The organism is Curtobacterium sp. TC1 (genome assembly GCF_019844075.1).
Taxonomy (GTDB): Bacteria; Actinomycetota; Actinomycetes; order Actinomycetales; family Microbacteriaceae; genus Curtobacterium.
Genome location: NZ_CP081964.1, coordinates 1,382,955 through 1,406,486 on the forward strand (window position 1 = coordinate 1,382,955; position 23,532 = coordinate 1,406,486).

At 70.7% G+C, this 23,532-nt stretch carries 24 protein-coding genes; 21 read left to right on the top strand and 3 right to left on the bottom strand.

Annotation, left to right across the window (positions count from 1 at the left end; translation table 11 throughout):
* Window positions 1-7: 7 nt before the first annotated feature.
* From KZI27_RS07655 to dapF, 11 genes are all read left to right on the top strand, one after another.
* The gene (locus KZI27_RS07655; protein ID WP_222660343.1) at window positions 8-1,684 is read left to right on the top strand and encodes a ribonuclease J; all 1,677 of its coding nucleotides are present in this window, start codon (window positions 8-10) and stop codon (window positions 1,682-1,684) included.
* Between the two features lie 119 nt (window positions 1,685-1,803).
* Complete coding sequence (locus KZI27_RS07660; protein ID WP_222660345.1) at window positions 1,804-4,737, top strand: FtsK/SpoIIIE family DNA translocase; 2,934 nt, start codon at window positions 1,804-1,806, stop codon at window positions 4,735-4,737.
* A gap of 5 nt (window positions 4,738-4,742) precedes the next feature.
* On the top strand, window positions 4,743-5,387 hold the full coding sequence (gene pgsA, locus KZI27_RS07665) for a CDP-diacylglycerol--glycerol-3-phosphate 3-phosphatidyltransferase (protein WP_222660347.1): 645 nt from the start codon (window positions 4,743-4,745) through the stop codon (window positions 5,385-5,387).
* 26 nt (window positions 5,388-5,413) lie between these two features.
* Entirely contained in the window at window positions 5,414-5,929 is a 516-nt protein-coding gene (locus KZI27_RS07670; protein WP_222661260.1) for a CinA family protein, read from the top strand.
* A gap of 154 nt (window positions 5,930-6,083) precedes the next feature.
* Complete coding sequence (locus KZI27_RS07675) at window positions 6,084-6,392, top strand: helix-turn-helix domain-containing protein (RefSeq protein WP_027464765.1); 309 nt, start codon at window positions 6,084-6,086, stop codon at window positions 6,390-6,392.
* 95 nt (window positions 6,393-6,487) lie between these two features.
* On the top strand, window positions 6,488-6,712 hold the full coding sequence (locus tag KZI27_RS07680) for a DUF3046 domain-containing protein (protein ID WP_123313534.1): 225 nt from the start codon (window positions 6,488-6,490) through the stop codon (window positions 6,710-6,712).
* A 284-nt stretch (window positions 6,713-6,996) separates the two neighbouring features.
* A complete protein-coding gene (gene recA, locus KZI27_RS07685) occupies window positions 6,997-8,058 on the top strand; it encodes a recombinase RecA (protein ID WP_123313535.1) in 1,062 nt (353 codons plus the stop codon).
* On the top strand, window positions 8,055-8,927 hold the full coding sequence (locus KZI27_RS07690; RefSeq protein ID WP_222660349.1) for a regulatory protein RecX: 873 nt from the start codon (window positions 8,055-8,057) through the stop codon (window positions 8,925-8,927). Before recA ends, KZI27_RS07690 begins: the two co-directional genes overlap by 4 nt.
* A 26-nt stretch (window positions 8,928-8,953) precedes the next feature.
* Window positions 8,954-10,447, top strand: coding sequence for a tRNA (N6-isopentenyl adenosine(37)-C2)-methylthiotransferase MiaB (gene miaB, locus KZI27_RS07695; RefSeq protein WP_222660351.1), 1,494 nt, complete (start codon window positions 8,954-8,956; stop codon window positions 10,445-10,447).
* Window positions 10,448-10,484: 37 nt separating this feature from the next.
* The gene (gene miaA / locus KZI27_RS07700; protein ID WP_222661262.1) at window positions 10,485-11,438 is read left to right on the top strand and encodes a tRNA (adenosine(37)-N6)-dimethylallyltransferase MiaA; all 954 of its coding nucleotides are present in this window, start codon (window positions 10,485-10,487) and stop codon (window positions 11,436-11,438) included.
* A complete protein-coding gene (gene dapF / locus KZI27_RS07705) occupies window positions 11,435-12,325 on the top strand; it encodes a diaminopimelate epimerase (RefSeq protein WP_111084599.1) in 891 nt (296 codons plus the stop codon). Before miaA ends, dapF begins: the two co-directional genes overlap by 4 nt.
* 21 nt (window positions 12,326-12,346) lie before the next feature.
* Here dapF and KZI27_RS07710 read toward each other — a convergent pair whose 3' ends face one another.
* Window positions 12,347-12,958 carry a class I SAM-dependent methyltransferase gene (locus KZI27_RS07710; RefSeq protein ID WP_222660353.1) on the bottom strand — a complete coding sequence of 204 codons (612 nt, stop codon included), beginning with the start codon at window positions 12,956-12,958 and terminating at the stop codon, window positions 12,347-12,349.
* A gap of 61 nt (window positions 12,959-13,019) precedes the next feature.
* On the opposite strand from KZI27_RS07710, the gene hflX reads away from it, so the two are divergent.
* On the top strand, window positions 13,020-14,558 hold the full coding sequence (hflX, locus tag KZI27_RS07715; protein WP_222660355.1) for a GTPase HflX: 1,539 nt from the start codon (window positions 13,020-13,022) through the stop codon (window positions 14,556-14,558).
* Window positions 14,559-14,748: 190 nt separating this feature from the next.
* Here the strand turns inward: hflX and lexA are convergent, their stop codons facing one another.
* Window positions 14,749-15,393: a transcriptional repressor LexA gene (lexA, locus tag KZI27_RS07720; protein WP_222660357.1), complete on the bottom strand. Its 645-nt coding sequence runs from the start codon at window positions 15,391-15,393 to the stop codon at window positions 14,749-14,751.
* Between the two features lie 235 nt (window positions 15,394-15,628).
* On the opposite strand from lexA, the gene KZI27_RS07725 reads away from it, so the two are divergent.
* The 9 genes from KZI27_RS07725 to scpB all read left to right on the top strand — a co-directional run bounded on the left by KZI27_RS07725 (window position 15,629) and on the right by scpB (window position 22,528).
* Complete coding sequence (locus KZI27_RS07725; RefSeq protein WP_123313541.1) at window positions 15,629-16,006, top strand: LysM peptidoglycan-binding domain-containing protein; 378 nt, start codon at window positions 15,629-15,631, stop codon at window positions 16,004-16,006.
* Between the two features lie 75 nt (window positions 16,007-16,081).
* On the top strand, window positions 16,082-17,188 hold the full coding sequence (locus tag KZI27_RS07730) for a histidinol-phosphate transaminase (RefSeq protein ID WP_222660359.1): 1,107 nt from the start codon (window positions 16,082-16,084) through the stop codon (window positions 17,186-17,188).
* Complete coding sequence (gene hisB / locus KZI27_RS07735; protein ID WP_222660361.1) at window positions 17,185-17,787, top strand: imidazoleglycerol-phosphate dehydratase HisB; 603 nt, start codon at window positions 17,185-17,187, stop codon at window positions 17,785-17,787. The genes KZI27_RS07730 and hisB overlap by 4 nt, the downstream gene beginning before the upstream one ends.
* Entirely contained in the window at window positions 17,784-18,419 is a 636-nt protein-coding gene (hisH, locus tag KZI27_RS07740) for an imidazole glycerol phosphate synthase subunit HisH (protein WP_123313544.1), read from the top strand. Before hisB ends, hisH begins: the two co-directional genes overlap by 4 nt.
* Window positions 18,420-18,516: 97 nt before the next feature.
* Complete coding sequence (gene priA / locus KZI27_RS07745; protein WP_123313545.1) at window positions 18,517-19,263, top strand: bifunctional 1-(5-phosphoribosyl)-5-((5-phosphoribosylamino)methylideneamino)imidazole-4-carboxamide isomerase/phosphoribosylanthranilate isomerase PriA; 747 nt, start codon at window positions 18,517-18,519, stop codon at window positions 19,261-19,263.
* Between the two features lie 4 nt (window positions 19,264-19,267).
* Window positions 19,268-20,119, top strand: a complete 852-nt coding sequence (locus KZI27_RS07750) for an SseB family protein (protein WP_222660363.1) — start codon at window positions 19,268-19,270, stop codon at window positions 20,117-20,119.
* 55 nt (window positions 20,120-20,174) lie between these two features.
* Window positions 20,175-21,050: a ParA family protein gene (locus KZI27_RS07755; protein ID WP_111084609.1), complete on the top strand. Its 876-nt coding sequence runs from the start codon at window positions 20,175-20,177 to the stop codon at window positions 21,048-21,050.
* A complete protein-coding gene (locus KZI27_RS07760) occupies window positions 21,034-21,837 on the top strand; it encodes a segregation and condensation protein A (RefSeq protein WP_222660364.1) in 804 nt (267 codons plus the stop codon). The genes KZI27_RS07755 and KZI27_RS07760 overlap by 17 nt, the downstream gene beginning before the upstream one ends.
* Window positions 21,827-22,528, top strand: coding sequence for an SMC-Scp complex subunit ScpB (gene scpB / locus KZI27_RS07765; RefSeq protein WP_261784175.1), 702 nt, complete (start codon window positions 21,827-21,829; stop codon window positions 22,526-22,528). The genes KZI27_RS07760 and scpB overlap by 11 nt, the downstream gene beginning before the upstream one ends.
* Window positions 22,529-22,577: 49 nt before the next feature.
* Here scpB and KZI27_RS20205 read toward each other — a convergent pair whose 3' ends face one another.
* Window positions 22,578-23,486 (bottom strand): hypothetical protein, encoded by a 909-nt coding sequence (locus KZI27_RS20205; RefSeq protein ID WP_261784176.1) that lies wholly within the window; start codon window positions 23,484-23,486, stop codon window positions 22,578-22,580.
* Window positions 23,487-23,532 lie beyond the last annotated feature (46 nt).

Below are 23,532 nucleotides of genomic sequence, written 5' to 3' on the forward strand. Positions count from 1 at the left end.
GGACCGAATGCCCACACAAGTCTCCACACCGCAGCCGCTCGAACCCGGCACCCTCCGCGTCATCCCCATCGGGGGACTCGGCGAGATCGGTCGCAACATGACCGTCTACGAGTACGACGGCAAGCTCCTCATCGTCGACGCCGGCGTGCTCTTCCCCGAGGAGCACCAGCCCGGGGTCGACCTGATCCTGCCGGACTTCGCGCCGATCCGTGACCGCCTCGACGACGTCCTCGGTGTCGTGCTCACGCACGGCCACGAGGACCACATCGGCGCCGTCCCGTACCTGCTGAAGCTCCGCGACGACATCCCGCTGATCGGCTCCACGCTGACCCTCGCGCTCGTCGAGGCGAAGCTCAAGGAACACCGGATCAAGCCGTACACGCTCGTCGTGGCCGAGGACCAGACGGAACAGCTCGGCCCGTTCCACCTCGAGTTCGTCGCCGTGAACCACTCCATCCCGGACGCCCTCGCCGTCGCGATCACGACCCCCGCCGGTCGTGTCCTGCACACGGGTGACTTCAAGATGGACCAGCTCCCGCTGGACGACCGCATCACCGACCTCCGTGCGTTCGCGCGTCTCGGTGAGGCCGGCGTCGACCTGTTCCTGCCGGACTCGACCAACGCCGACGTGCCGGGCTTCACCGCGCCCGAGCGGGACATCGGACCGGTGCTCGAGAACATCATCATGCGGGCGCGCAAGAAGGTCGTCGTGGCGAGCTTCTCGTCGCACGTGCACCGTGTGCAGCAGGTCCTCGACGCCGCCGCGGCCGCGAACCGCAAGGTCGCGTTCATGGGGCGCTCGATGATCCGCAACATGACCATCGCCGCCGACCTCGGCTACCTCCGGGTGCCCGAGAACGTCCTCATCGACACGAAGAAGGCGAAGAACGTCCCCGACGACCAGATCGTCTACATGTCGACCGGGTCGCAGGGCGAGCCGATGGCCGTGCTCGCGCGGATGGCGAACCTCGAGCACCAGATCGAGATCGGCGAGGGCGACACCGTCATCCTCGCGTCGTCCCTCATCCCCGGCAACGAGAACGCCGTGTACCGCGTCATCGACGGGCTGACGAAGCTCGGCGCGAAGGTCGTGCACAAGGGCAACGCCAAGGTGCACGTCTCCGGACACGCCTCGGCCGGCGAACTGCTCTACTGCTACAACATCCTGCGTCCGCGCAACGTGCTGCCCGTCCACGGCGAGCACCGTCACCTGTACGCGAACGCCGACCTGGCGATCCAGACGGGTGTGCCGCCGCGCAACGTGATCCTCGGGCAGGACGGCATCGTCGTCGACCTGAAGGACGGCGTCGCGACGGTCGCCGGGCAGCTCGACATCGGCTACGTGTACGTCGACGGCTCGACCGTGGGCGAGATCACCGACGCCGACCTCAAGGACCGCCGTGTCCTGTCGGAAGAGGGCTTCATCTCGGTCTTCGCCGCGGTGGACTTCACCACCGGCCAGTGCGTCATCGGCCCGGAGATCCAGTCGCGCGGCTTCGCCGAGGACGACTCCGTGTTCGACGACGTCCGTCCGCAGATCGCCAAGGCGATCGCCGAGGCGGCCGCCAACGGCACGCGCGACTCGCACGCGTTCGCGCAGGTCGTCCGCCGCACGGTCGGCCGCTGGGTCAACACCAAGCACCGCCGCCGTCCGATGATCGTCCCGGTGGTCATCGAGGCGTAGCGCGTTCGTCGCGTCAGTCGCGTTCATCGCGGTCGACCGGGAGGCCCGTCCAGCGTCCGTCACGGATGCTGCGGCGGGCCTCCCTTGGTTTGTCCTGAGTGGGGATTAGGGTTCTGCCCATGGCCGGAGGCACCAAGTCGACCACGCGCTCGCGCGCGTCCACGTCGTCCCGTGGGAACGGGACGCGTGGTTCGTCGCGCACCCAGGCCACGACGAAGAAGCTGCCGCAGGCTGCACCGACACCGGTGTTCCGCGAGCAGAACCCGCTCGTGACGTTCTGGCTCGCGATGGCGCACGGCGTCGGCGCGGTGTTCCGGCTGCTCGGCAAGGAGTCGCTCGAGAAGGACCAGCGGCGCGACGGGTTCCCGTTCCTGCTGTTCGTGCTGGCCATCGCCGGTGCGGTCGTCGAGTGGCTCAACCCGACGAACGACGTGTCCGTCGCGCTCGACGCCTACACGTTCGGGGGACTGTTCGGCCGGTTGGCGTTCGCGCTGCCGGTGATCATGATCGTCTTCGCCGGATGGCTGTTCCGGCACCCGGCCTCGGTGCACGACAACACCCGCATCGGCATCGGCCTGGGGATCCTGCTCGTCTCCATCGCCTCGCTCTGCCACGTCTTCGGTGGGCAGCCGAGCGCAGCCGACGGCATGCCCGCGCTGGCAGCGGCCGGCGGGGTGCTCGGCTGGGTCGTGATCGGCTGGCTCGTGACGATCGCGACCGCGTGGGTCGCGGTCCCGGTGGCGGTCGTGCTGCTCGTGCTCTCGCTCTTCATCGTCACCAAGACGCCGCCGAACAGGGTCGGTCGTCGCCTGCACGAGTTGTACGCGTACCTGTTCGGTGCGCCGGCCCCGGCGGCAGAGCCCGAGGTCGAAGCAGCAGCAGCGGCGCCCGCCACCCGCACCAAGACGACCAAGCGCGGCAAGAAGGGCGACACCGACTTCCAGCTGTTCGACGACCTCGGGTTCGGCGACGATCGCGCAGCAGGCGACAGCGACGACGCTGCCGACGGCGACAACGTGCCGTGGTGGCGCCGGAACAAGTCCGGGCGCGAAGAGGACCCGGCGTACGACAGCCCCGTCCTGCCCCCGGCGACCGGTGTCGCTCCGACGGCCCCGCCCACGGCTGCTGCTGCTCCCGCGGCGGCCGCACCGACCACGAACCCGAACGCCGGCGCCGCGGTCGGCCTGGTCGACCTGACACCCGCCGAGCCCGCGTCGGTCAACCTCAACGACTCCGTCGAGCAGGACCTGCAGGACGCCGAGCAGGCGCTCCGCGCGTTCGGCACCGACGTCCCCGCGCGTCCGGAACCGACCGGCGACATCCGACCGGCGGTGCCTGCGGTCCTGTCCGAACCCGAGGTCGTCGACGAGCCGGACGAGGCCGACGCCGCCGCCGATTTGAGCGCGGCCGCAGCCGGGTCCGACGAGGACCCGTCGAAGCCGTACCGCCTGCCCGCCGCCACGACCCTGAGCTCCGGCACCCCCTCGGTCGCCCGCAGCCAGGCGAACGACGACATCGTCGCCGCCATCACCGGCGTGCTCACCGAGTTCAAGGTCGACGCGAAGGTCACCGGGTTCTCGCGTGGGCCGACGGTCACGCGGTACGAGATCGAGCTCGGTCCGGGCGTCAAGGTCGAGCGGGTTACGGCGCTGTCGAAGAACCTGTCCTACGCCGTCGCCTCGAACGAGGTCCGCATCCTCTCGCCGATCCCCGGCAAGAGCGCGATCGGCGTCGAGATCCCGAACACCGACCGCGAGATCGTGTCCCTCGGCGACGTCCTGCGCTCGAACGCCGCGCGCAAGTCGAAGCACCCGATGACGATCGGCGTCGGCAAGGACGTCGAGGGCGGCTTCGTCGTCGCGAACCTGGCGAAGATGCCGCACCTGCTCGTCGCCGGTTCGACCGGTTCCGGCAAGTCGGTCTTCATCAACTCGATGATCACGTCGCTGCTCATGCGGGCGAAGCCGTCCGAGGTCCGGATGGTGCTGGTCGACCCGAAGCGCGTCGAGCTCTCGATCTACGCGGGTGTCCCGCACCTCATCACGCCCATCATCACGAACCCGAAGAAGGCGGCCGAAGCGCTGCAGTGGGTCGTGAAGGAGATGGACATGCGGTACGACGACCTGGCGTCGTTCGGGTTCCGCCACGTCGACGACTTCAACAAGGCGATCGAGAACGAGGAGATCGTCCTGCCAGCGGGCAGCGAACGGAAGCTCAAGCCCTACCCGTACCTGCTCGTCGTCGTCGACGAGCTCGCCGACCTCATGCTCGTCGCCCCGCGCGACGTCGAGGAGTCGATCGTCCGCATCACCCAGCTCGCCCGTGCAGCCGGCATCCACCTGGTGCTCGCTACGCAGCGTCCGTCGGTGGACGTCATCACCGGCCTGATCAAGGCGAACGTGCCGTCCCGCATCGCCTTCGCGGTCACGAGCGTCACGGACTCCCGCGTCATCCTCGACCAGCCCGGTGCCGACAAGCTCATCGGCCAGGGCGACGCGCTGTTCCTGCCGATGGGGTCGTCGAAGTCCCTGCGCGTGCAGGGTGCCTGGGTGCAGGAGGGCGAGGTCGCCGAGGTCGTCCAGCACGTCACCCGCCAGGCCCAGCCCGAGTACCGCCAGGACGTCCAGGCCGTGGTCGAGCGCAAGGAGATCGACGCCGACATCGGCGACGACCTCGAGCTGCTCCTCGCGGCGGTCGAACAGGTGGTCTCGACGCAGTTCGGGTCCACCTCGATGCTGCAGCGCAAGCTCCGTGTCGGCTTCGCGAAGGCGGGTCGCCTGATGGACCTGATGGAGTCCCGCGACATCGTCGGTCCGTCCGAGGGGTCGAAGGCCCGCGACGTGCTCGTCACCGCGGACCAGCTGCCCGCGGTGCTCGCGAAGCTCCGTGGCGAGGAGCCGCCCGCCGCTCCGGCGCCCGTGGCCCCCGCGCCCGGTCCGAGCGACGACGGCGACCGCTACGGCGCCGACCCCGTGGGTGACATGACCCGCGGGTACGATGAAGTGCACGACGAGCCCGAAGAGGACGCGTGGGGACTGACGGGCAGGGAGTGAAGGCGATGACCGCCTCGGACGGCACGGACACGACACACGGCGCGAAGTTCCCCTGGCGCGGGCGACTGCTCCGCAAGGGCCCCGGCCCCGCATCGACGGCGAACGTCGCGAACATCATCACCGTGGTGCGCATCCTCATGGCGCCGCTGTTCTTCGTGCTGCTCCTCGCCGACGCCGGTGACGACGGCCCACTGCGCATCTGGGCCGCGGTCGTGTTCGTCGTCGCGATCGTCACCGACAGTGCCGACGGCATCATCGCCCGCCGGCAGAACCTGGTCACCGACTTCGGCAAGCTCGTCGACCCCATCGCCGACAAGGTCCTGATCGGCGGCGCGCTCGTCGCCCTATCGATCCTCTGGGAGCTGCCCTGGTACGTGACCGTCCTGATCATGGTGCGCGAGATCGGCATCACGGTGTTCCGCTTCGCGGTGCTGTCGGACCGGGTGATCCCGGCCAGCCGCGGCGGCAAGATCAAGACCGTGCTGCAGGCCGTCGCCCTGACGGCGGCACTGTTCCCGTGGTGGGAGCTCGTCGGCGACTGGGCGCACTGGGTCAACGGCATCCTGATGACCGCCGCCTTCCTGGCGACCGTGCTGAGCGGCATCGACTACCTGTACCAGGCGTGGAAGCACAACCGGACCACCGCGTGACGCAGGACGACGACGCGACCGGCACCGTGCCTCCCGGTCCGGCCGGCACGGTCGACGCGATCGCGCAGTCCCTGGTCGCCGAGCTGACGCGTCGCGGTGAGACCGTCGCCGTGGCGGAGTCGCTCACCGGCGGATCGGTGGTGTCGACGCTCGTCGGCGTACCGGGGGCGAGCGCCGTGGTGCGCGGGGGAGTCGTGGCCTACGCGACGCCCGTCAAGCACAGCGTGCTCGGGGTCTCGTCCGAGTTGCTGGCCGCCAGAGGCGCCGTCGACCCGGAGGTCGCGCGGCAGATGGCTGCCGGTGTCCGGACCGCGCTGTCCGTCGACGGCGAGCCGGCGACGTGGGGGATCAGCACGACCGGGGTCGCCGGGCCGGACCCGCAGGACGGCAAGCCCGTCGGCACCGTGTTCGTCGGGATCGCGTCGGCGGACGGCGCCACTGCCTGGGAACTCCACCTCGACGGGGACCGCGGTGCAATCCGGACGGCGTCCGTCTCCGAACTCCTGACACGGATGTCGTCCGTGGTCCGGGGCCGGGAATAGGTCCCGTTTCCACTGGGTTACATCTCACGCAATCTCCAGCAGGACGGCAGCCAGCCTGGTTAGCATGCTTCAACCGGCAACGCTCAAGTTGCTGAACCCGAACTCGATCCTCCGGATCGGGCGGGCGCGGAGACGACAGAGAGGAGGAGTTCTCATGGTTCTCGTTCGTCAGGAAATCGGCGATGTGCTTCGGGACTTCCGCTTGCAGAAGGGCCGGACCCTCCGTCAGGTCGCGTCCAAGGCCAGTGTGGCCCTCGGGTACCTCAGTGAGGTCGAGCGTGGTCAGAAAGAGGCCAGCTCGGAGATCCTCGCGTCCGTCGCGGATGCGCTGGACACCCCCATCTCCACGATCATGCGCGAGGTGGGCGACCGCCTCGCGATCGTCGAGGGACTCACTCCCGTCCCCGACACGCTCCCGGACGACCTCGTCGCAGAGTTCGACAACGACCTCGCGGTGCGCTGAGCGCCTCGCACTGAACGCCCCCGCCGGAACCTCCCGGCGGGGGCGTTCTGCGTCCGGGCGGCGCCGTGGGGCGTGGCGGCGTTTAGGCTGGACGGATGCGGGTGAGTGAGTTCTGGCGTGCCGTCGACCAGGTGTTCGGCGAGGCCTACGGATCCGTGGTCACCCGTGACGTCGTGCTCGAGGACCTCGGTGGCCGCTCGGCCGTGGACGCGTTGGACGCCGGCATCGACGCCCGCCGGGTGTGGGACGCGCTGTGCGATTCGCAGGACGTCCCGCTGGACCGGCGGCACGGCAAGGGGCTGGCCGAGCCGCAGAACTGAGGCGTGTGCTCCTCCGGTCGCGCTGGCTCCGACGCGCGAAACTCTGTTCGGCGTGTTGCTCGAACGGGTGTTCGATCGGTGGTACGTTCCTCCACAGCGGCGTCGCCCGGGTGTTCCATCCACAGATCGCGTGACCGTCGGCAGTGATGTCGGTGGCCAGCCATAGGTTGATTGACATCGGGAACAGCCCGAAGCCTTGTCGCAGAACCATCGGCCTTGCACCACCGGCCGGCGTGGACGCGACAGCCTACAGGCGGCCGAACACGAGCACGAAGGAGCACCCCATGCCATCACCGGCAGACCGCGAAAAGGCCCTCGAGACCGCACTCGCACAGATCGACAGGCAGTTCGGCAAGGGTGCGATCATGCGCCTCGGTTCGGACGAACGCGCCCCCGTCAACGTCATCCAGACCGGGTCGGTGGCGCTCGACGTCGCGCTCGGCATCGGCGGGCTGCCCCGCGGCCGCATCGTCGAGATCTACGGTCCGGAGTCGTCGGGCAAGACGACCCTCACGATCCACGCCATCGCCAACGCCCAGCGCGCCGGTGGCATCGCAGCCTTCATCGACGCCGAGCACGCGCTCGACCCCGAGTACGCGAAGAAGCTCGGTGTCGACATCGACGCCCTGCTCGTGTCCCAGCCGGACACCGCCGAGCAGGCGCTCGAGATCGCGGACATGCTCGTCCGCTCTGGCTCGATCGACCTCATCGTCATCGACTCCGTCGCCGCACTCGTGCCGCGCGCCGAGATCGAGGGCGAGATGGGCGACTCCCACGTCGGTCTGCAGGCCCGCCTCATGTCCCAGGCCCTGCGCAAGCTCGCCGGTGGGCTGAACCAGACGCAGACGACGATGATCTTCATCAACCAGCTGCGCGAGAAGATCGGTGTGTTCTTCGGCTCCCCGGAGACCACCTCGGGCGGTAAGGCGCTGAAGTTCTACGCGTCCGTCCGCCTCGACATCCGTCGCATCGAGACGCTGAAGAGCGGGACCGATGCCGTCGGCAACCGCACGCGCGTCAAGGTCGTCAAGAACAAGATGGCGCCGCCCTTCAAGCAGGCCGAGTTCGACATCCTGTACGGCGTCGGCATCTCGCGCGAAGGCTCGCTGCTCGACTTCGGTGTCGACCACGGCATCGTCAAGAAGTCGGGTGCCTGGTACACCTACGACGGTGACCAGCTCGGGCAGGGCAAGGAGAACTCGCGTTCCTTCCTGATCCAGAACCCGGACACGGCTGCTGAGATCGAGGGCAAGATCCTCGCCAAGCTCGGCGTCGGCGGTGCCAAGGCCGAGGACGCCCCGGTCGAGTCGATCGCGCCGAAGCTCGCGGAGCGCAAGGGCGCGTGAGCACCGACCACGACGACGACGGCCTCGCACCGGTCACCGACCTGTTCGGTGCGAGGTCCCGTCGTCGGGCCCCGGCACCTGCGGAGCCCACCCCTCCTCCCGCGCCCCACCGGCCGCTGTCCGACGTCCCGGATCCCGTGCTCGAGGACGACGCGGACACCCCCGTCCCACTGCCGATCCGCGGGCCGCGTGCGCAGGCGGACTGGGTCTCGCCGGTCATCGGTGACGGGTCCGGCCGGAGCGCTCGGGCCGAGCAGGACGGCTACGCCGACGACGGCGCGGACGCCACCACGGCATCGGTCTTCTCGATCGCCGGTGGCGAGGAACTCGACCCCGCGGATGCTCCTCGTCCGCTCGACGAACAGCGCGCCGACGCCGAGCGGCTCAGCATGCGCGCGCTCGGTCGCAAGGGCGTGAGCGAGTCCGAGATGCGGACGCTCCTCACGCAACAGGACCTCGACCCCGACGTGGTCGAGCACGAGATCGAACGCCTGACCCGCGTCGGGCTGCTCGACGACGTCGCCCTCGCCACCGACCTGGTGGACCGCCTGCACGCCCGCAAGGGTCTCGGGCGGCAGGGCGTCGTGACCGAGCTCCGGCGACGCGGCATCGACCAGATCGCGATCGACACCGCGCTCGACGAAGCCGCCGACGACGAGGACGACGAGTTCATCCGCGCCCAGGAGCTCGCCGACAAGCGCGCGCCGCAGATGCGCGGGCTCGACCGAGCGACCGCCGAGCGTCGGTTGTCCGGCTTCCTGATGCGCAAGGGCTACGGCTCGGGCGTGGTGCGGATCGCCGTCCAGCGCGCCCTCGACGGCGGCGGACGTCGGCCTCCGACGGGCCGCGGGACCGTGCGCTTCGAGTAGTCGCCCCGACCTACACTGGGACGACCATGGCCACCGTCGCAGCGCGCCAGCGCACCTACGAAGTCCGCACCTACGGGTGCCAGATGAACGTCCACGACTCCGAGCGACTGAGCGGGTCGCTGCAGGCGGCGGGCTACACGGCGGCGGACGGCGAGCAGGCCGACGTCGTCGTGATCAACACCTGTGCGGTGCGCGAGAACGCCGACAACCGCCTGTACGGCAACCTCGGGCAGCTCGCCGGCATCAAGCGCGACCACCCCGGCATGCAGATCGCCGTCGGTGGGTGCCTGGCGCAGAAGGACAAGAACGTCATCCTCGAGAAGGCGCCGTGGGTCGACGTCGTCTTCGGGACGCACAACATGGCGTCACTGCCGACCCTGCTCGAGCGTGCACGGCACAACGACGAAGCACAGATCGAGATCCTCGAGGCGCTCGACGTGTTCCCGTCGACGCTGCCCACCAAGCGTGACTCGACCCACAGCGGGTGGGTGTCGATCTCGGTCGGCTGCAACAACACCTGCACGTTCTGCATCGTCCCGTCGCTCCGCGGCAAGGAGAAGGACCGCCGCCCCGGCGACGTCCTCGCCGAGATCCAGGCGCTCGTGGACGACGGTGCGATCGAGGTCACACTGCTCGGACAGAACGTGAACTCGTACGGAGTCGAGTTCGGCGATCGCCAGGCCTTCGGCAAGCTGCTGCGCGCGGCCGGCACCATCGACGGCCTCGAACGCATCCGCTTCACGAGCCCGCACCCGGCGGCCTTCACCGACGACGTCATCGACGCCATGGCCGAGACCCCGAACGTGATGCCGCAGCTGCACATGCCGTTGCAGTCCGGCTCGGATCGCGTGCTCAAGGCGATGCGCCGCAGCTACCGGAGCGAGCGGTTCCTCGGCATCCTCGATCGGGTGCGCGCGAAGATCCCGAACGCTGCCATCTCCACCGACATCATCGTCGGGTTCCCCGGCGAGACCGAAGCGGACTTCGCGGACACGCTCCGCGTCGTGGAGCAGGCACGGTTCGCCAGCGCCTTCACGTTCCAGTACTCGATCCGCCCCGGAACCCCCGCGGCGACGATGGACGACCAACTGCCGAAGCAGGTCGTGCAGGAGCGGTACGAGCGGCTCGTCGCCCTGCAGGAACGCATCACCGCCGAGGAGAACGCGGCGCAGGTCGGCCGGAGCGTCGAGGTGCTGGTCGCGACGGGTGAAGGGCGGAAGGACGACGCCACCCGCCGGTTGTCCGGACGCGCCGAGGACTCGCGGCTCGTGCACTTCGCCGTGCCGGAGGGTTCCGCGGTCCCGCGCCCCGGTGACGTCGTCACCGTCCAGATCACCCGGGCTGCTCCGCACTTCCTCATCGCCGACGACGATGCTCCGCTGCGCGTCCGACGCACCCGGGCGGGCGACGCCTGGGACCGTGCCGAGGCCGAGAGCTGCGGTGTGCCCACGCCGGCGGTGCCCGGTGACGGTCCGCGCCCGGTGTCGCTCGGGCTGCCCACGCTCCGTGTCGGGCGCTGAAGCCCTCGTCGGACCGGACGACCTCGGGCGCGACCCGATCCCGGACCACGGGCACCCCCGCGACGCGACCGATGCCGACCTGATCGCTGTCGTCGGTGCGACGGGGACGGGCAAGTCCGACCTCGGCATCGCCATCGCCGAACGCCTCCGCGCCGCCGGCCGGAACGCCGAGATCGTCAACGCCGACGCCATGCAGCTGTACCGCGGCATGGACATCGGCACCGCGAAGCTGTCGCTCGACGAACGGCACGGCATCCCGCACCACCAACTCGACGTCCTCGACGTCACCGACGAGGCGAGCGTCGCCGCCTACCAGGTCGCTGCCCGAGCCGAGGTCGACCGGATCCGGGCCGACGGTGGCGTCGCCGTGCTCGTCGGCGGCAGCGGGCTCTACGTGTCGTCGGTGCTGTTCGACCTGGCGTTCCCCGGCACCGACCCCGAGCTCCGTGCGCGGCTCGAACGCGAGCACGACGAGCTCGGTCCGGGCATCCTGCTCGAACGGCTGCGCGGCATGGACCCGGCAGCCGCAGCGGCGATCGACGCACGCAACCCACGGCGGTTGATCCGCGCACTCGAGATCGCGAGCCGATCCGAGGTCGTGACCCCGAGCCTCCCGTCCGCGCCCCGCGCGTGGCGACCGTCCCGGATCCTGCACCTGCGACGGTTCCGCGAGCAACTCGTCGCGGCGCTGCACGCGCGCGCGGCGGGCATGTTCGCCGCCGGGCTCGTCGACGAGGTCGCAGCGCTGCGCGAGCAGGGCATCGAGCAGGGCAGGACCGCGCGGGCCGCGATCGGGTACTCGCAGGCGCTCGACGTGCTGCGGGGGAGCTCCACGGTCGAGGCCGCGGTCGAGGCGACCGGCATCGCGACGCGCAAGTACGCGCGGCGGCAGGTGTCCTGGTTCCGCCGCTACGCCGACGCCGAGACCCTCGACGTCACCGGAGCGGACCGCGGGGACCTGTCGGAACTGGCCCGTAGGATCGTCCCGTGACCGAGCTGCACTTCACCAAGGGCCAGGGGACCGGTAACGACTTCGTCCTGTTCGCCGACCCCGACGCCACCGTCGACCTGACCCCTGAGCGGATCCGCGCGATCGCGGACCGACGCTTCGGCGTGGGCGGCGACGGCGTGATCCGTGCGGTGCGGTCCGAGGCGATCCCCGAGGGGCGCGCGCTGGTGGCCGTCGAACCCGCCGCGACCTGGTTCATGGACTACCACAACGCCGACGGCACGGTCGCCGAGATGTGCGGCAACGGGATCCGGGTGTTCGCGCGCTACCTGACCGAGTCCGGCCTGGTCGAGCTGGCGCCCGGTGAGACGCTGACCGTCGGCAGCCGCAAGGGCCTCGTCGACATCCAGCGCACCACGAACGGCTTCGCTGCCGACCTCGGCCGGTGGGGACTCGGCATCGAGGACGGCGGCTCGGACGACGTCATGGTGCGCGCCAAGAACCTCGACGGTGCCCGTCCGGGCATCGGCATCGACGTGGGCAACCCGCACGTCGTCGTGGCCGTCGCGACCGAGGACGAACTCGCCGACCTCGACCTGACCTTCCTGCCGGTGCTCGATCCGGCGCCCGAACACGGCGCCAACGTCGAGTTCGTGCTGCCCGGCGACCCACTCATCAACGACGGCGTCGGCGAGATCACGATGCGGGTGCACGAGCGGGGCAGCGGCGAGACGCTGTCGTGCGGCACCGGTGCGGTGGCTGCGGCCCTGGCGACGCGGTACTGGGTGGGCTCCGGCGCGCCGGACACCTGGCGCGTCCGGGTGCCGGGTGGGGTCGTGACGGTTCGGATGTTCGCGGCGGAGGACGGCGAGCACGTCTCGTTGTCCGGGCCGGCCGAGCTCGTGTTCTCCGGGGACCTGACGGTCTGACGCCGGCGCTCGGTACCGTCCCTACGCCGTCCGGCGCACGCGGATGACGCGGAACCCCTTGTCCGTGGACGCCCGCGCGACGTGGAACCCGGTGCCGAGCGCGCCGACGAGCCACTTCTGCAACGAGTCGCCCCCGAGGTCCTTCGACACGACCAACCAGGCGTCGCCCTCGACCTGGAGCCGGGGCAGCCAGGTCAGCAGGATCTCGTGCAGCTCGTCCTTGCCGACGCGGATGGGCGGGTTCGACCAGATCGTCCGGAACCGCAGGTCGGCCGGCACGTCGTCGGGCAGGGCGATCGTGACGTTGGTGGTTCCGGCTGCCTCGGCGTTCGCGCGCGCCAGTCCGAGCACGCGCTCGTTGACGTCGACGCCCCACACCTGGGCGTCGGGGGAGTGCAGCGCCATCGTGATCGCGATCGGCCCCCAGCCGCAGCCGATGTCGAGCAGCGCGCCGTCGTGCGCGGGCGGCGGGACGGCACCGAGCAGCACGCGTGTGCCGCGGTCGAGGCCGTCCGGGCTGAAGACCCCTGCCGCGGTGGTCAGCGTGAGCGGCCGGCCGGCGAGGGTGACGTCGATCTGGCGTTCGCGGGTGTCCGATGACGGGTTCGCGGAGAAGTAGTGGTCGTTCGCCATGGATGAACCGTAGCGGGAACCCGGTGCGTCCGAGGGCCGCCGGAGGTACCCTGTGGACAGGATGACGGATACCCATCAGCAGAACGACCAGACCAACGACGACAGCGCAGACGGTGTCGTCGAACGGGTGTTGCGCAACGCCGACCGCCGCGCAGCATCGTCCATCTTCGCCCCCGCCCAGGCGATCCAGACCCGCTCGGTCGACGACCCGAGTTGGGACGGCGACGGCGACCAGTACGACCGCGAGGACCGAGCGGCCCTGCGCCGCGTCGCCGGCCTCTCCACCGAGCTCGAGGACGTCACCGAGGTCGAGTACCGCCAGCTGCGGCTCGAACAGGTCGTCCTGATCGGCGTGTACCCGCACGGTGACGCGCAAGAGGCGGAGAACTCGCTGCGCGAGCTCTCCGCCCTGGCCGAGACCGCGGGCGCTGTCGTCCTCGACGGACTCCTGCAGCGCCGGCCGAACCCCGACCCCGCCACCTACCTCGGCAAGGGCAAGGCCGAAGAGCTCGCGATGGTCGTCAAGGCCACCGGCGCCGACACGGTGATCGCGGACACCGAGCTCGCCCCGTCGCAGCGCCGTGCGCTCGAGGACGTCGTGAAGGTCAAGGTCATCGACCGCACGGCCGTGATCCTCGACATCTTCAGCCAGCACGCGAAGACCCGGGAGGGCAAGGCCCAGGTCGAGCTCGCGCAGCTCCAGTACCTGCTGCCACGACTGCGCGGCTGGGGCGACTCGATGTCCCGCCAGGCCGGTGGCCAGGTCTCCGGCGGTGCCGGCATGGGGTCCCGTGGCTCCGGTGAGACGAAGATCGAGCTCGACCGCCGTCGCATCCACACCCGCATGTCGAAGCTCCGCCGCCAGATCGCCGGGTTCCGGCCCGCGCGCGAGGCGAAGCGCGCCGACCGACACCGCAACGAGGTGCCGAGCGTCGCGATCGCCGGCTACACCAACGCGGGGAAGTCCTCGTTGCTGAACCGCCTGACGAGCGCCGGTGTGCTGGTGCAGAACCAGCTGTTCGCGACGCTCGACGCCACGGTCCGCCGGACCGAGAGCACCAAGGGCCGTGAGTTCACCTTCGTGGACACGGTGGGCTTCGTCCGGAACCTGCCGCACCAGCTGGTCGAGGCGTTCCGCTCCACCCTCGAGGAGGTCGGCGAGGCGGACGTCATCGTGCACGTGGTCGACGGCTCGCACCCCGACCCCGCGGCGCAGCTCGCCACCGTGCGCGAGGTCATCGGCGACGTCGGTGCGCACGACATCCCCGAGATCGTCGTGTTCAACAAGGCCGACCTGATCGACGATGCCCAGCGTCTGGTGCTCATCGGCCTGGCGTCGGACGCGGTCTTCGTGTCGGCGCGCACGGGCGAGGGCATCGACGAGCTGCTCCGCGTCATCGAGGACCGCCTGCCGGAGCCCGACGTCGAGCTCACGGTCGTCGTGCCGTACGACCGCGGCGACCTCGTTTCGACGCTGCACGACACCGGTGCGGTGGAGTCCGTCGACTACGTCGAGGACGGCACGCGCCTGCGCGTGCGCGTCTTCCAGCGCCAGGTCGCGGAACTCGACCCGTACGTGGTCGCCCCCGTCACGTCCTGACGGCCGGCCGGGACTGACGGCCGGGAGGCCCGCCCCGCGTCCGCCGCGCGGGTCCGGTCCGGCCGCGGTTCCGTTCAGCGCCGCACAACGCAAATCGGCTCGAACCACGAGATCTCGTGGTTCGAGCCGATCTTGGTTGTGCGCGGGTCTCGACCCAGCGCGGGTCAGTGCGGCCGGCGCCCGGCGCGGGTCAGAGGGAGCGGAGGACCGCGACGACCTTGCCGAGCACCGACGCCGCGTCGCCGAGGATCGGCTCGAACGCGGTGTTGCGGGGGAGCAGCCACGTGTGGCCGTCGCGCTGGCGGAAGACCTTGACGGTCGCCTCTTCGTCGAGCATCGCGGCGACGATGTCCCCGTTCTCGGCGGTCTGCTGCGAGCGGACGACCACCCAGTCGCCGTCGCAGATCGCGGCGTCGATCATCGACTCGCCGACGACCTTGAGCATGAAGAGGTCGCCCGAACCGACGAGCTGACGGGGGAGCGGGACGATCTCGTCGACGTGCTGCTCGGCGGTGATCGGCACACCGGCGGCGATCCGGCCGACCAGGGGGACGAGCGTGGTGGCGTCGACGTCGGGTCCGGTGACGTCGGGCGTCGGCTCGTCGACCAGGACCTCGAGCGCGCGAGGGCGGTTCGGGTCACGGCGGATCCAACCGCCGAGCTCGAGCTGGCCGAGCTGGTGGGACACGCTCGACAACGAGGACAACCCGGCCGCGTCACCGATCTCGCGCATGCTCGGCGGGTACCCACGCGAGGCGATGGATCCGCGGATGGCGTCGAGGATCGTCTGCTGCTTCGCGGTCAGCGGCTTCTGGCCCCGCAGTTCGTCCACCACGTCGTCTCGCTTTCGTCGGTGCTGAGCGGCCGTGGCGGGAATGTCGGTGGTCCCCGCTTGACTTGTCCCAGTCGATCGAAACAGTATCCGACCGGTCAACCCCGGACAAACACCTGTTCGAGCGTGTCGCAAGAAAACCCCGCAGAAATCCGCTCCCAGGACTTGTGCGACGTACGATTCGAAACTATGTTCGGTACACGACTTCGGTTCACCCGAACGGGAAGGCAAGAACGACATGAGCACCATCGCCATCGCTGACATCCAGCGCACCGCGGCCCCCGCCGCACGCGTCCGCCTGCGCCTGACGCGCCGCGGGCGCATCGTCTTCACGACGCTCGCAGCACTCCCGCTCCTCATCGTCGTCGCCTTCTTCGTCCTGAACGGCGGGCAGGCGTCCGCCGGTGATGCCGCCGCCGGTGGAGCCCGGACGCACTTCGACACCGTCACCATCCAGCCGGGCGAGACGCTCTGGCAGCTGGCCGAGGACACCGCGCCGAACGCCGACCCGCGCGACTTCGTGCAGGACGTCATCAGCCTCAACGCCCTCGACGGCTCGGGGCTGCAGGCAGGCGAGCAGATCGCCATCCCGACGAAGTACACCTCCGGCCAGTAATCGCCGCCAGTCATGGTGGGCAGTCCCGTCCAGACGGCTGGTCACGGGTCGCGCTCAGCGGCCTACGATGGATCGGTGGCATTCACGCTCGAAGACCTCCCGATCCGAGACGACCTCCGCGGTCAGAGCCCGTACGGCGCTCCGCAGAAGCACGTCCGCGTCCAGCTGAACGTCAACGAGAACACGCATCCGGTGCCGGACGACGTGGCTGACGACATCGTCGCCTCGATCCGACAGGCGCTGGCAACGGTCAACCGCTACCCCGACCGCGAGTTCACCGAGCTCCGCGAGTCACTGGCTCGCTACCTCGGGCACGGCCTGTCGGCAGAACAGTTGTGGGCAGCGAACGGGTCGAACGAGGTCCTCCAGCAGCTGCTGCAGGCGTTCGGCGGCCCGGGCCGAACGGTCCTCGGGTTCCCGCCCACCTACTCGATGCACTCCATCCTGGCGTCCGGCACCGGCACGACCTGGATCCCGGCGGAGCGCGACGACGAGTACCGCATCTCGCCGGAGACCGTGGTGGCGGCGATCGAGCAGCACCGGCCGGACATCGTGTTCCTGTGCGGGCCGAACAACCCCACGGGCACGCCGCTGCCGATCGAGACGATCGAGGCCGCGTACGCCGCGACCGACGGCATCGTGATGGTGGACGAGGCCTACGCCGAGTTCATGCCGTCCGACGTCCCGAGCGCGCTCACGCTGCTGCCCGGTCGTGAGCGTCTCGTGGTCTCACGCACCATGAGCAAGGCGTTCGCCTTCGCCGGCGCCCGTGTCGGGTACATGGCCGCGCACCCCGCCGTGATCGACGCCCTCCGGCTCGTCCGGCTGCCGTACCACCTCTCCGTCCTGACGCAGGCTGCGGCCGTCGCGGCGCTGCGCCACGCGCCCGAGATGCTCGCGATGGTCGACGACATCAAGCAGCAGCGCGACCGGATGGTGACGGAGCTGCAGGCCATGGGTTACCGGACGTACGAGACGTGGTCGAACTTCGTCCTGTTCGGTGGGGTCGCCGACCCGCACGCCGCGTTCGAGTCCCTGCTCGAGCGGGACGTCATCGTGCGCGACCTCGGCATCCCGCACCACCTGCGAGTGAGCGCCGGAACGGAAGAGGAGACCGCCGCGTTCCTCGACGCCATGCGCCAGGTCGCCGCCGAGCAGCCGCCGGTTAGGGTTGGGGCATGACCGCCCGCACCGCCTCGATCAGCCGCAGTACGAGCGAATCGAGCGTCGAACTCGAGCTCGACCTCGACGGCACCGGCTCGTCCGACATCTCGACGAGCGTGCCGTTCTTCGACCACATGCTGACGGCGTTCAGCAAGCACTCGCTCATCGACCTCCGCATCCGTTCGACGGGTGACACCGACATCGACGTGCACCACACGGTCGAGGACACCGGCATCGTGCTCGGCCAGGCCCTCAAGCAGGCCCTCGGCGACCGCTCGGGCATCGGCCGGTACGGCGACGCCCTGGTGCCCCTCGACGAAGCCCTCGCCCAGGCGGTCGTAGACGTCTCCGGGCGTCCCTTCCTCGTGCACTCCGGCGAGCCGGCCGGGTTCGTGTTCCACCGCATCGGCGGGCACTTCACCGGGTCGATGATCCGCCACGTGTTCGAGGCGATCACGTTCAACGCCGGCATCACCGTGCACGTCCGCGTGCTCGGGGGTCGTGACCCGCACCACATCGCCGAAGCCGAGTTCAAGGCGTTCGCGCGTGCGATGCGGAAGGCGGTCGAGCTCGACTCGCGCGTCGACGGCATCCCCTCCACGAAGGGCGCACTGTGACCGCGAAGCCGAACGTCGTCGTCCTCGACTACGGGTCGGGGAACGTCCACTCCGCGGCGAAGGCGCTCGAGCGGGCCGGTGCCGACGTCACGTTGACCTCGGACAAGCAGGCGGCACTCCGAGCCGACGGCCTGCTCGTGCCCGGGGTCGGGGCGTTCGCCGCGGTCATCGACCAGCTCGAAGGCGTCCAGGGCGGCGAGATCGTCGACCACCGTCTGGCCGGCGGCCGTCCCGTCCTCGGCATCTGCGTCGGCATGCAGGTGCTGTTCTCGCGGGGCATCGAGCGTGGTGCCGACGTCGAGGGGCTCGGGCAGTGGCCCGGCACCGTCGAGCAGCTCGAGGCCGAGGTCCTGCCGCACATGGGCTGGAACACCGTCCAGGCGCCGGAGGACTCCGTGCTGTTCGACGGGCTGCACGACGAGCGGTTCTACTTCGTGCACTCGTACGGGGTGACCGACTTCCCGCTCGACGCCTACGGGCCGTTCCGTGCTCCCGGCCTGACCTGGGCCGAGCACGGGCAGCGGTTCATCGCCGCGGTCGAGAACGGGCCGCTCACGGCGACCCAGTTCCACCCCGAGAAGTCCGGCGAGCCGGGCATCCGCCTGCTGACCAACTGGGTGCGCTCGCTCTGAACCCGGCCCGCGACGGGCGCGACGGCGCCGCCGGACGCGCCACGGGCCTCCAGTCCGAACACCGCACCTCCTCCACCGCGACGAAACCGACAGGACCATGACCGACCTCACCGACACCTCGCCCCTCGTCCTGCTGCCGGCCGTCGACGTCGTCGACGGCCAGGCGGTCCGGCTGACCCAGGGCGAGGCGGGCAGCGAGACCGGCTACGGCGACCCCGTCGCCGCCGCACGCACCTGGCGCGACCAGGGCGCGGAGTGGATCCACCTGGTGGACCTCGACGCGGCCTTCGGGCGGGGCGACAACCGCAAGGTCATCGCGCACGCGATCCGCGAGGTCGAGGGCGTGTCCGTCGAGCTGTCGGGCGGCATCCGCGACGACGCCTCGCTCGAGGCGGCCCTCGCGACCGGTGCCGCGCGCGTCAACCTCGGCACGGCGGCCCTCGAGAACCCGGGCTGGGCCGCGCGGGTGATCGGCGAGTACGGCGAGCAGATCGCCGTCGGGCTCGACGTCCGGGGCACGACCCTCGCCAGCCGCGGCTGGACCGAGGACGCCGGCGACCTGTGGGAGGTCCTGGACCGCCTCGAGGCCGCGGGGTGCGCACGCTACGTCGTCACCGACGTGACGAAGGACGGCACGCTGCAGGGCCCGAACGTCGAGCTGCTGCGTCAGGTGTGCGACCGGACCGACCAGCCCGTGGTCGCCTCGGGTGGGATCTCGACACTCGACGACCTCCGGGCACTCCGCGAGCTCGTGCCGTTCGGGCTCGAGGGCGCGATCATCGGCAAGGCGCTGTACTCCGGGGCGTTCACGCTGCCGGCCGCGCTCGACATCGCCTCGGAGTAGCGGCGTGGCGGGGATCTCCAACGGGCGCGGAACCGGGCCGGACGTCGAGCCCGGCGCCGGGTCGGACGGCGCGCACGGCGTCGACGACGCGCACACCCCGGGTGGCGCGGCGGACTCGGCCGGCTTCGCGTGGGAGGGCCGCACGTTCGACCACCACGACACCGCCTTCGCCGACGACGACGGGCTGGCCGACCCTGCGGTGACCGCAGCGATCACGGGCCTGGCCGCCGGTGCCTCGCAGGCGGCGGTCATCGAGGCGCTGCGCACCGCCCGCCTGCTCATCCCGCTCATCGCCGAGGCCGGTGACCTCGGCGAGACCGACGCCGGCAAGGTCGTGGACAAGACCCAGGAACTCTCCATCGTGACGGTCGCGGGGCCGGACGGGCGGAGCGTGATGCCCGCCTTCACCTCGGTCGACGCGATGCACGTGTGGGACGCCGATGCCCGGCCCGTACCCGTCGAATCCCGCCGGGTGGCGATGGCCGCGGCGAGCGAGGAGACCCAGCTCGTCGTGCTCGACCCGCAGTCCGCCACCGAGTTCGTGCTGCGCCGTCCCGCGGTCTGGGCGCTCGGCCAGGACCTGCCGTGGACACCGTGCTTCGAGGACCCCGAGGTCGCCCAGGCGTTCGCGGACTCGGTCGTGGGGGAGCGCAGCGTCGCCCGCGTCGAACTCACCCCCGGGGACCCGGTCGGACGCTTCGCCGGACCGGAGCTGACGGTCGGGCTGGCGCTGCACCCCGGGCTCGACCGCGAGCAGGTCGGCGACCTCGTCGGCCGGCTGCAGCAGCGGTGGTCGACGGACCCGGTCATCGCCGAACGCGTCGACAGCATGCGCGTGGCCCTCCGCGCAGCCTGAACCGCGCGCGGCGGTGCGGCCTCGGCCCGGGCGGCGTCGCCGGTACGATGGCCGGGTGAGCACGAACCCGACGACCAACCCCACCGGCGCGACCTCCATCGGTCCGACGGGTCGTCCTGTCCGGGAGTTCCCCGTGCCCGAGGAACTCGACAGCACCGGCCCCGCGCGCATCATCGCCCTCTGCAACCAGAAGGGCGGCGTCGGCAAGACCACGACGGCGATCAACCTCGGTGCGGCGCTGGCGGAGTACGGCCGCAAGGTGCTGGCCGTCGACTTCGACCCGCAGGGTGCGCTCTCGGCGGGTCTCGGTGTCCGCACACACGACATCCACACCGTCTACGACCTGCTCATGGGCGCCGTGAAGGACCCGATCCAGGTCATCCAGCCGACGAACACCCCGGGGCTCGACGTGATCCCCGCGAACATCGACCTCTCCGCGGCCGAGGTGCACCTGGTCAACGAGGTCGCCCGCGAGCAGATCCTTGCGAGCGTGCTGCGCAAGGTCGCGAACGACTACGACGTGATCCTGGTCGACTGCCAGCCGTCGCTCGGCCTGCTCACCGTCAACGCCCTGACCGCGGCGCACGGCGTGCTCATCCCGCTCGAGTGCGAGTTCTTCGCCCTGCGCGGTGTCGCCCTGCTCATCGAGACGATCGACAAGGTGCGCGACCGTCTCAACCCGGCACTGACGCTCGACGGCATCCTGCCCACCATGTACGACTCCCGCACCCTGCACTCGCGCGAGGTCATGGAGCGCGTCGTCGACACCTTCGACGACCGGGTCCTCGACACCGTCATCGGGCGCACCGTGAAGTTCCCCGACGCCACGGTCTCGGCGCGGCCGATCACCCAGACGGCGCCCGACCACGCCGCCGCCCACGCCTACCGGCAGCTCGCACGAGAGCTCGTCCAGCGTGGCGCCGTCGCCTGAGCCGGGGTTCCGGGTCCGACTCGCCAACTTCGACGGCCCGTTCGACCTCCTGCTGTCGCTCATCACGAAGCACCAGCTCGACATCACCGAGGTCTCGCTCGGCGCCGTCACGGGGGAGTTCATCCAGTACGTGCGCCAGGCCGAGTCGGCGGACGAGCTCGACGAGGCCAGCGAGTTCCTGGTCGTCGCCGCGACCCTCCTCGACCTGAAGATCGTCGGGCTGCTGCCGCAGGGTGAGCTCGTCGACGCCGAGGACGTCGCCCTGCTCGAGGCCCGCGACCTGCTGTTCGCGCGGCTGCTGCAGTACCGGGCGTTCAAGCAGGCCGCCGACTGGTTCGGCGAACGCTGGGGCATGGAGTCGCGTCGGCACGTCCGCAGCGTCCGGCTCGAGGAGCGGTTCCGCGCGCGCACGCCCGAGCTCGTGTGGACGCTGTCGGTGCAGGACTTCGCCGCGCTGGCGGCGCTGGCGTTCGCCCCGCGGGAGATCCCGACGGTCGGTCTCGACCACCTGCACGCTCCGCTCATCAGCATCCGTGAGCAGGCCGCGATCGTCGTCTCGATCCTGCGGACACGCGACGGCGAGGGCGTCTCGTTCCGCGAACTGGTCGCGGGCGTCGACCAGACGGGTATCGTGGTGGCTCGCTTCCTCGCGATCCTGGAGCTGTACCGGAACGCATCGATCTCGTTCGAACAACTCGAGCCGCTCGGGGAACTCACGCTCCGATGGACCGCCGAGGACTGGTCCGACGAGAGCCTCGCCAACCTGGGAGCCGACTATGACGGATGACGCACACGACGCGTCCAGTGCCGAGCCCGGCGGCGCCGACGAGATGGCCGATGCCCGCGCGATCGAGCACGCGATCCACGAGCGCGCCGAGCACGACCGCGCCCCGCAGTCGCACCCGGCGATCCCGCTCGACCGCCAGCTCGAGGCGATCCTGATGATCGCCGACGAGCCCCAGTCGCTCGTCGCACTCGGCGCCGCCGTGGACGCCCCGGTGCCCGCCGTCCGCCAGGCGATCGAGCGCCTCGTCGCGGACTTCGACGGTGTCGACGACACGATCCGACGCGGGTTCGAACTCCGCGAGGTCGGCGGCGGCTGGCGTTTCTACGTCCGCCAGGACCTGGACGCCGTCGTCGAGCAGTTCGTCGAGGCCGAGCGCCCCTCGCGCCTGTCGCAGGCCGCGCTCGAGACCCTGGCGGTCGTCGCCTACAAGCAACCGATCACGCGATCCCAGATCGCGGCGATCCGTGCCGTCAACGTCGACGGCGTCGTCCGAACGCTGGTCGCGCGCGGTCTCATCGAGGAGTCGTTCACCGACTCCGAGACCGGCGCCATCAACTACGTCACGTCCGATCTGCTCCTGCAGCAGCTCGGCATCAACTCGCTCGACGAGCTGCCGCTCATCTCGCCCCTCCTGGACGACGGTGCGGACGGCTTCGAGCAGAACGAAGGGATCCCCGATGGCCGGGTTTGACGACCGGGGGCGCGGCGCGCCCCGAGACCGAGACGACCGCAACGGACGCTCAGGAGGCCCGGATCGCCCCGGGCGTTCGGCTCCCGGCCGCGGCGGGGCCGGCTCCAGTGCCGGTGGCCGCTCCGGCGGGTACGGGCGCGACGACCGCGGGGGCGCACGTCCGCCGCGCGACGACGACCGTCGTGGCGGGTACCCGTCGCGCGACGACCGCGGTGGTGACCGTGGTGGGTACCGGGGCAACTCGGCTCCGCGTGACGACCGTGGTGGGTACCGGGGTCGCGATGACCGCAGTTCCGCGCCGCGTGATGACCGTGGTGGGTACCGGGGTCGCGATGACCGCAGTTCCGCGCCGCGTGATGACCGTGGTGGGTACCGGGGTCGCGATGACCGCAGTTCGGCGCCGCGTGATGACCGTGGTGGGTACCGCGGGCGCGACGACCGCAGCGCCCCGCCCCGTGATGACCGCGGCGGATACCGGGGCAACTCGGCTCCGCGTGACGACCGTGGTGGGTACCGGGGTCGCGATGACCGCAGTTCGGCTCCGCGTGATGACCGTGGTGGGTACCGGGGTCGCGATGACCGCAGTTCGGCGCCGCGTGACGACCGTGGCGGGTACCGCGGCCGCGATGACCGCAGCTCGGCTCCGCGCGATGACCGTGGTGGGTACCGGGGTCGCGATGACCGCAGTTCGGCTCCGCGTGATGACCGTGGCGGCTACCGCGGCCGCGACGACCGCAGCTCGGCACCTCGCGACAACCGCGACGACCGTAGCGGCTACCGGGGTCGTGACGACCGCAATGCCGCTCCCCGTGACAACCGCGACGACCGTGGCGGCTACCGCGGCCGCGACGACCGCAGCTCGGCACCCCGCGACAACCGCGACGACCGCCGCTCGGCCCCGCGTGACAACCGCGACGACCGCCGCGGCCCCGACGGCCAGCAGAGCCGCGTGTGGCACAACGGCCGTCGCTACGTCGGCGGTACCACGAGCGTTCGCAACAGCG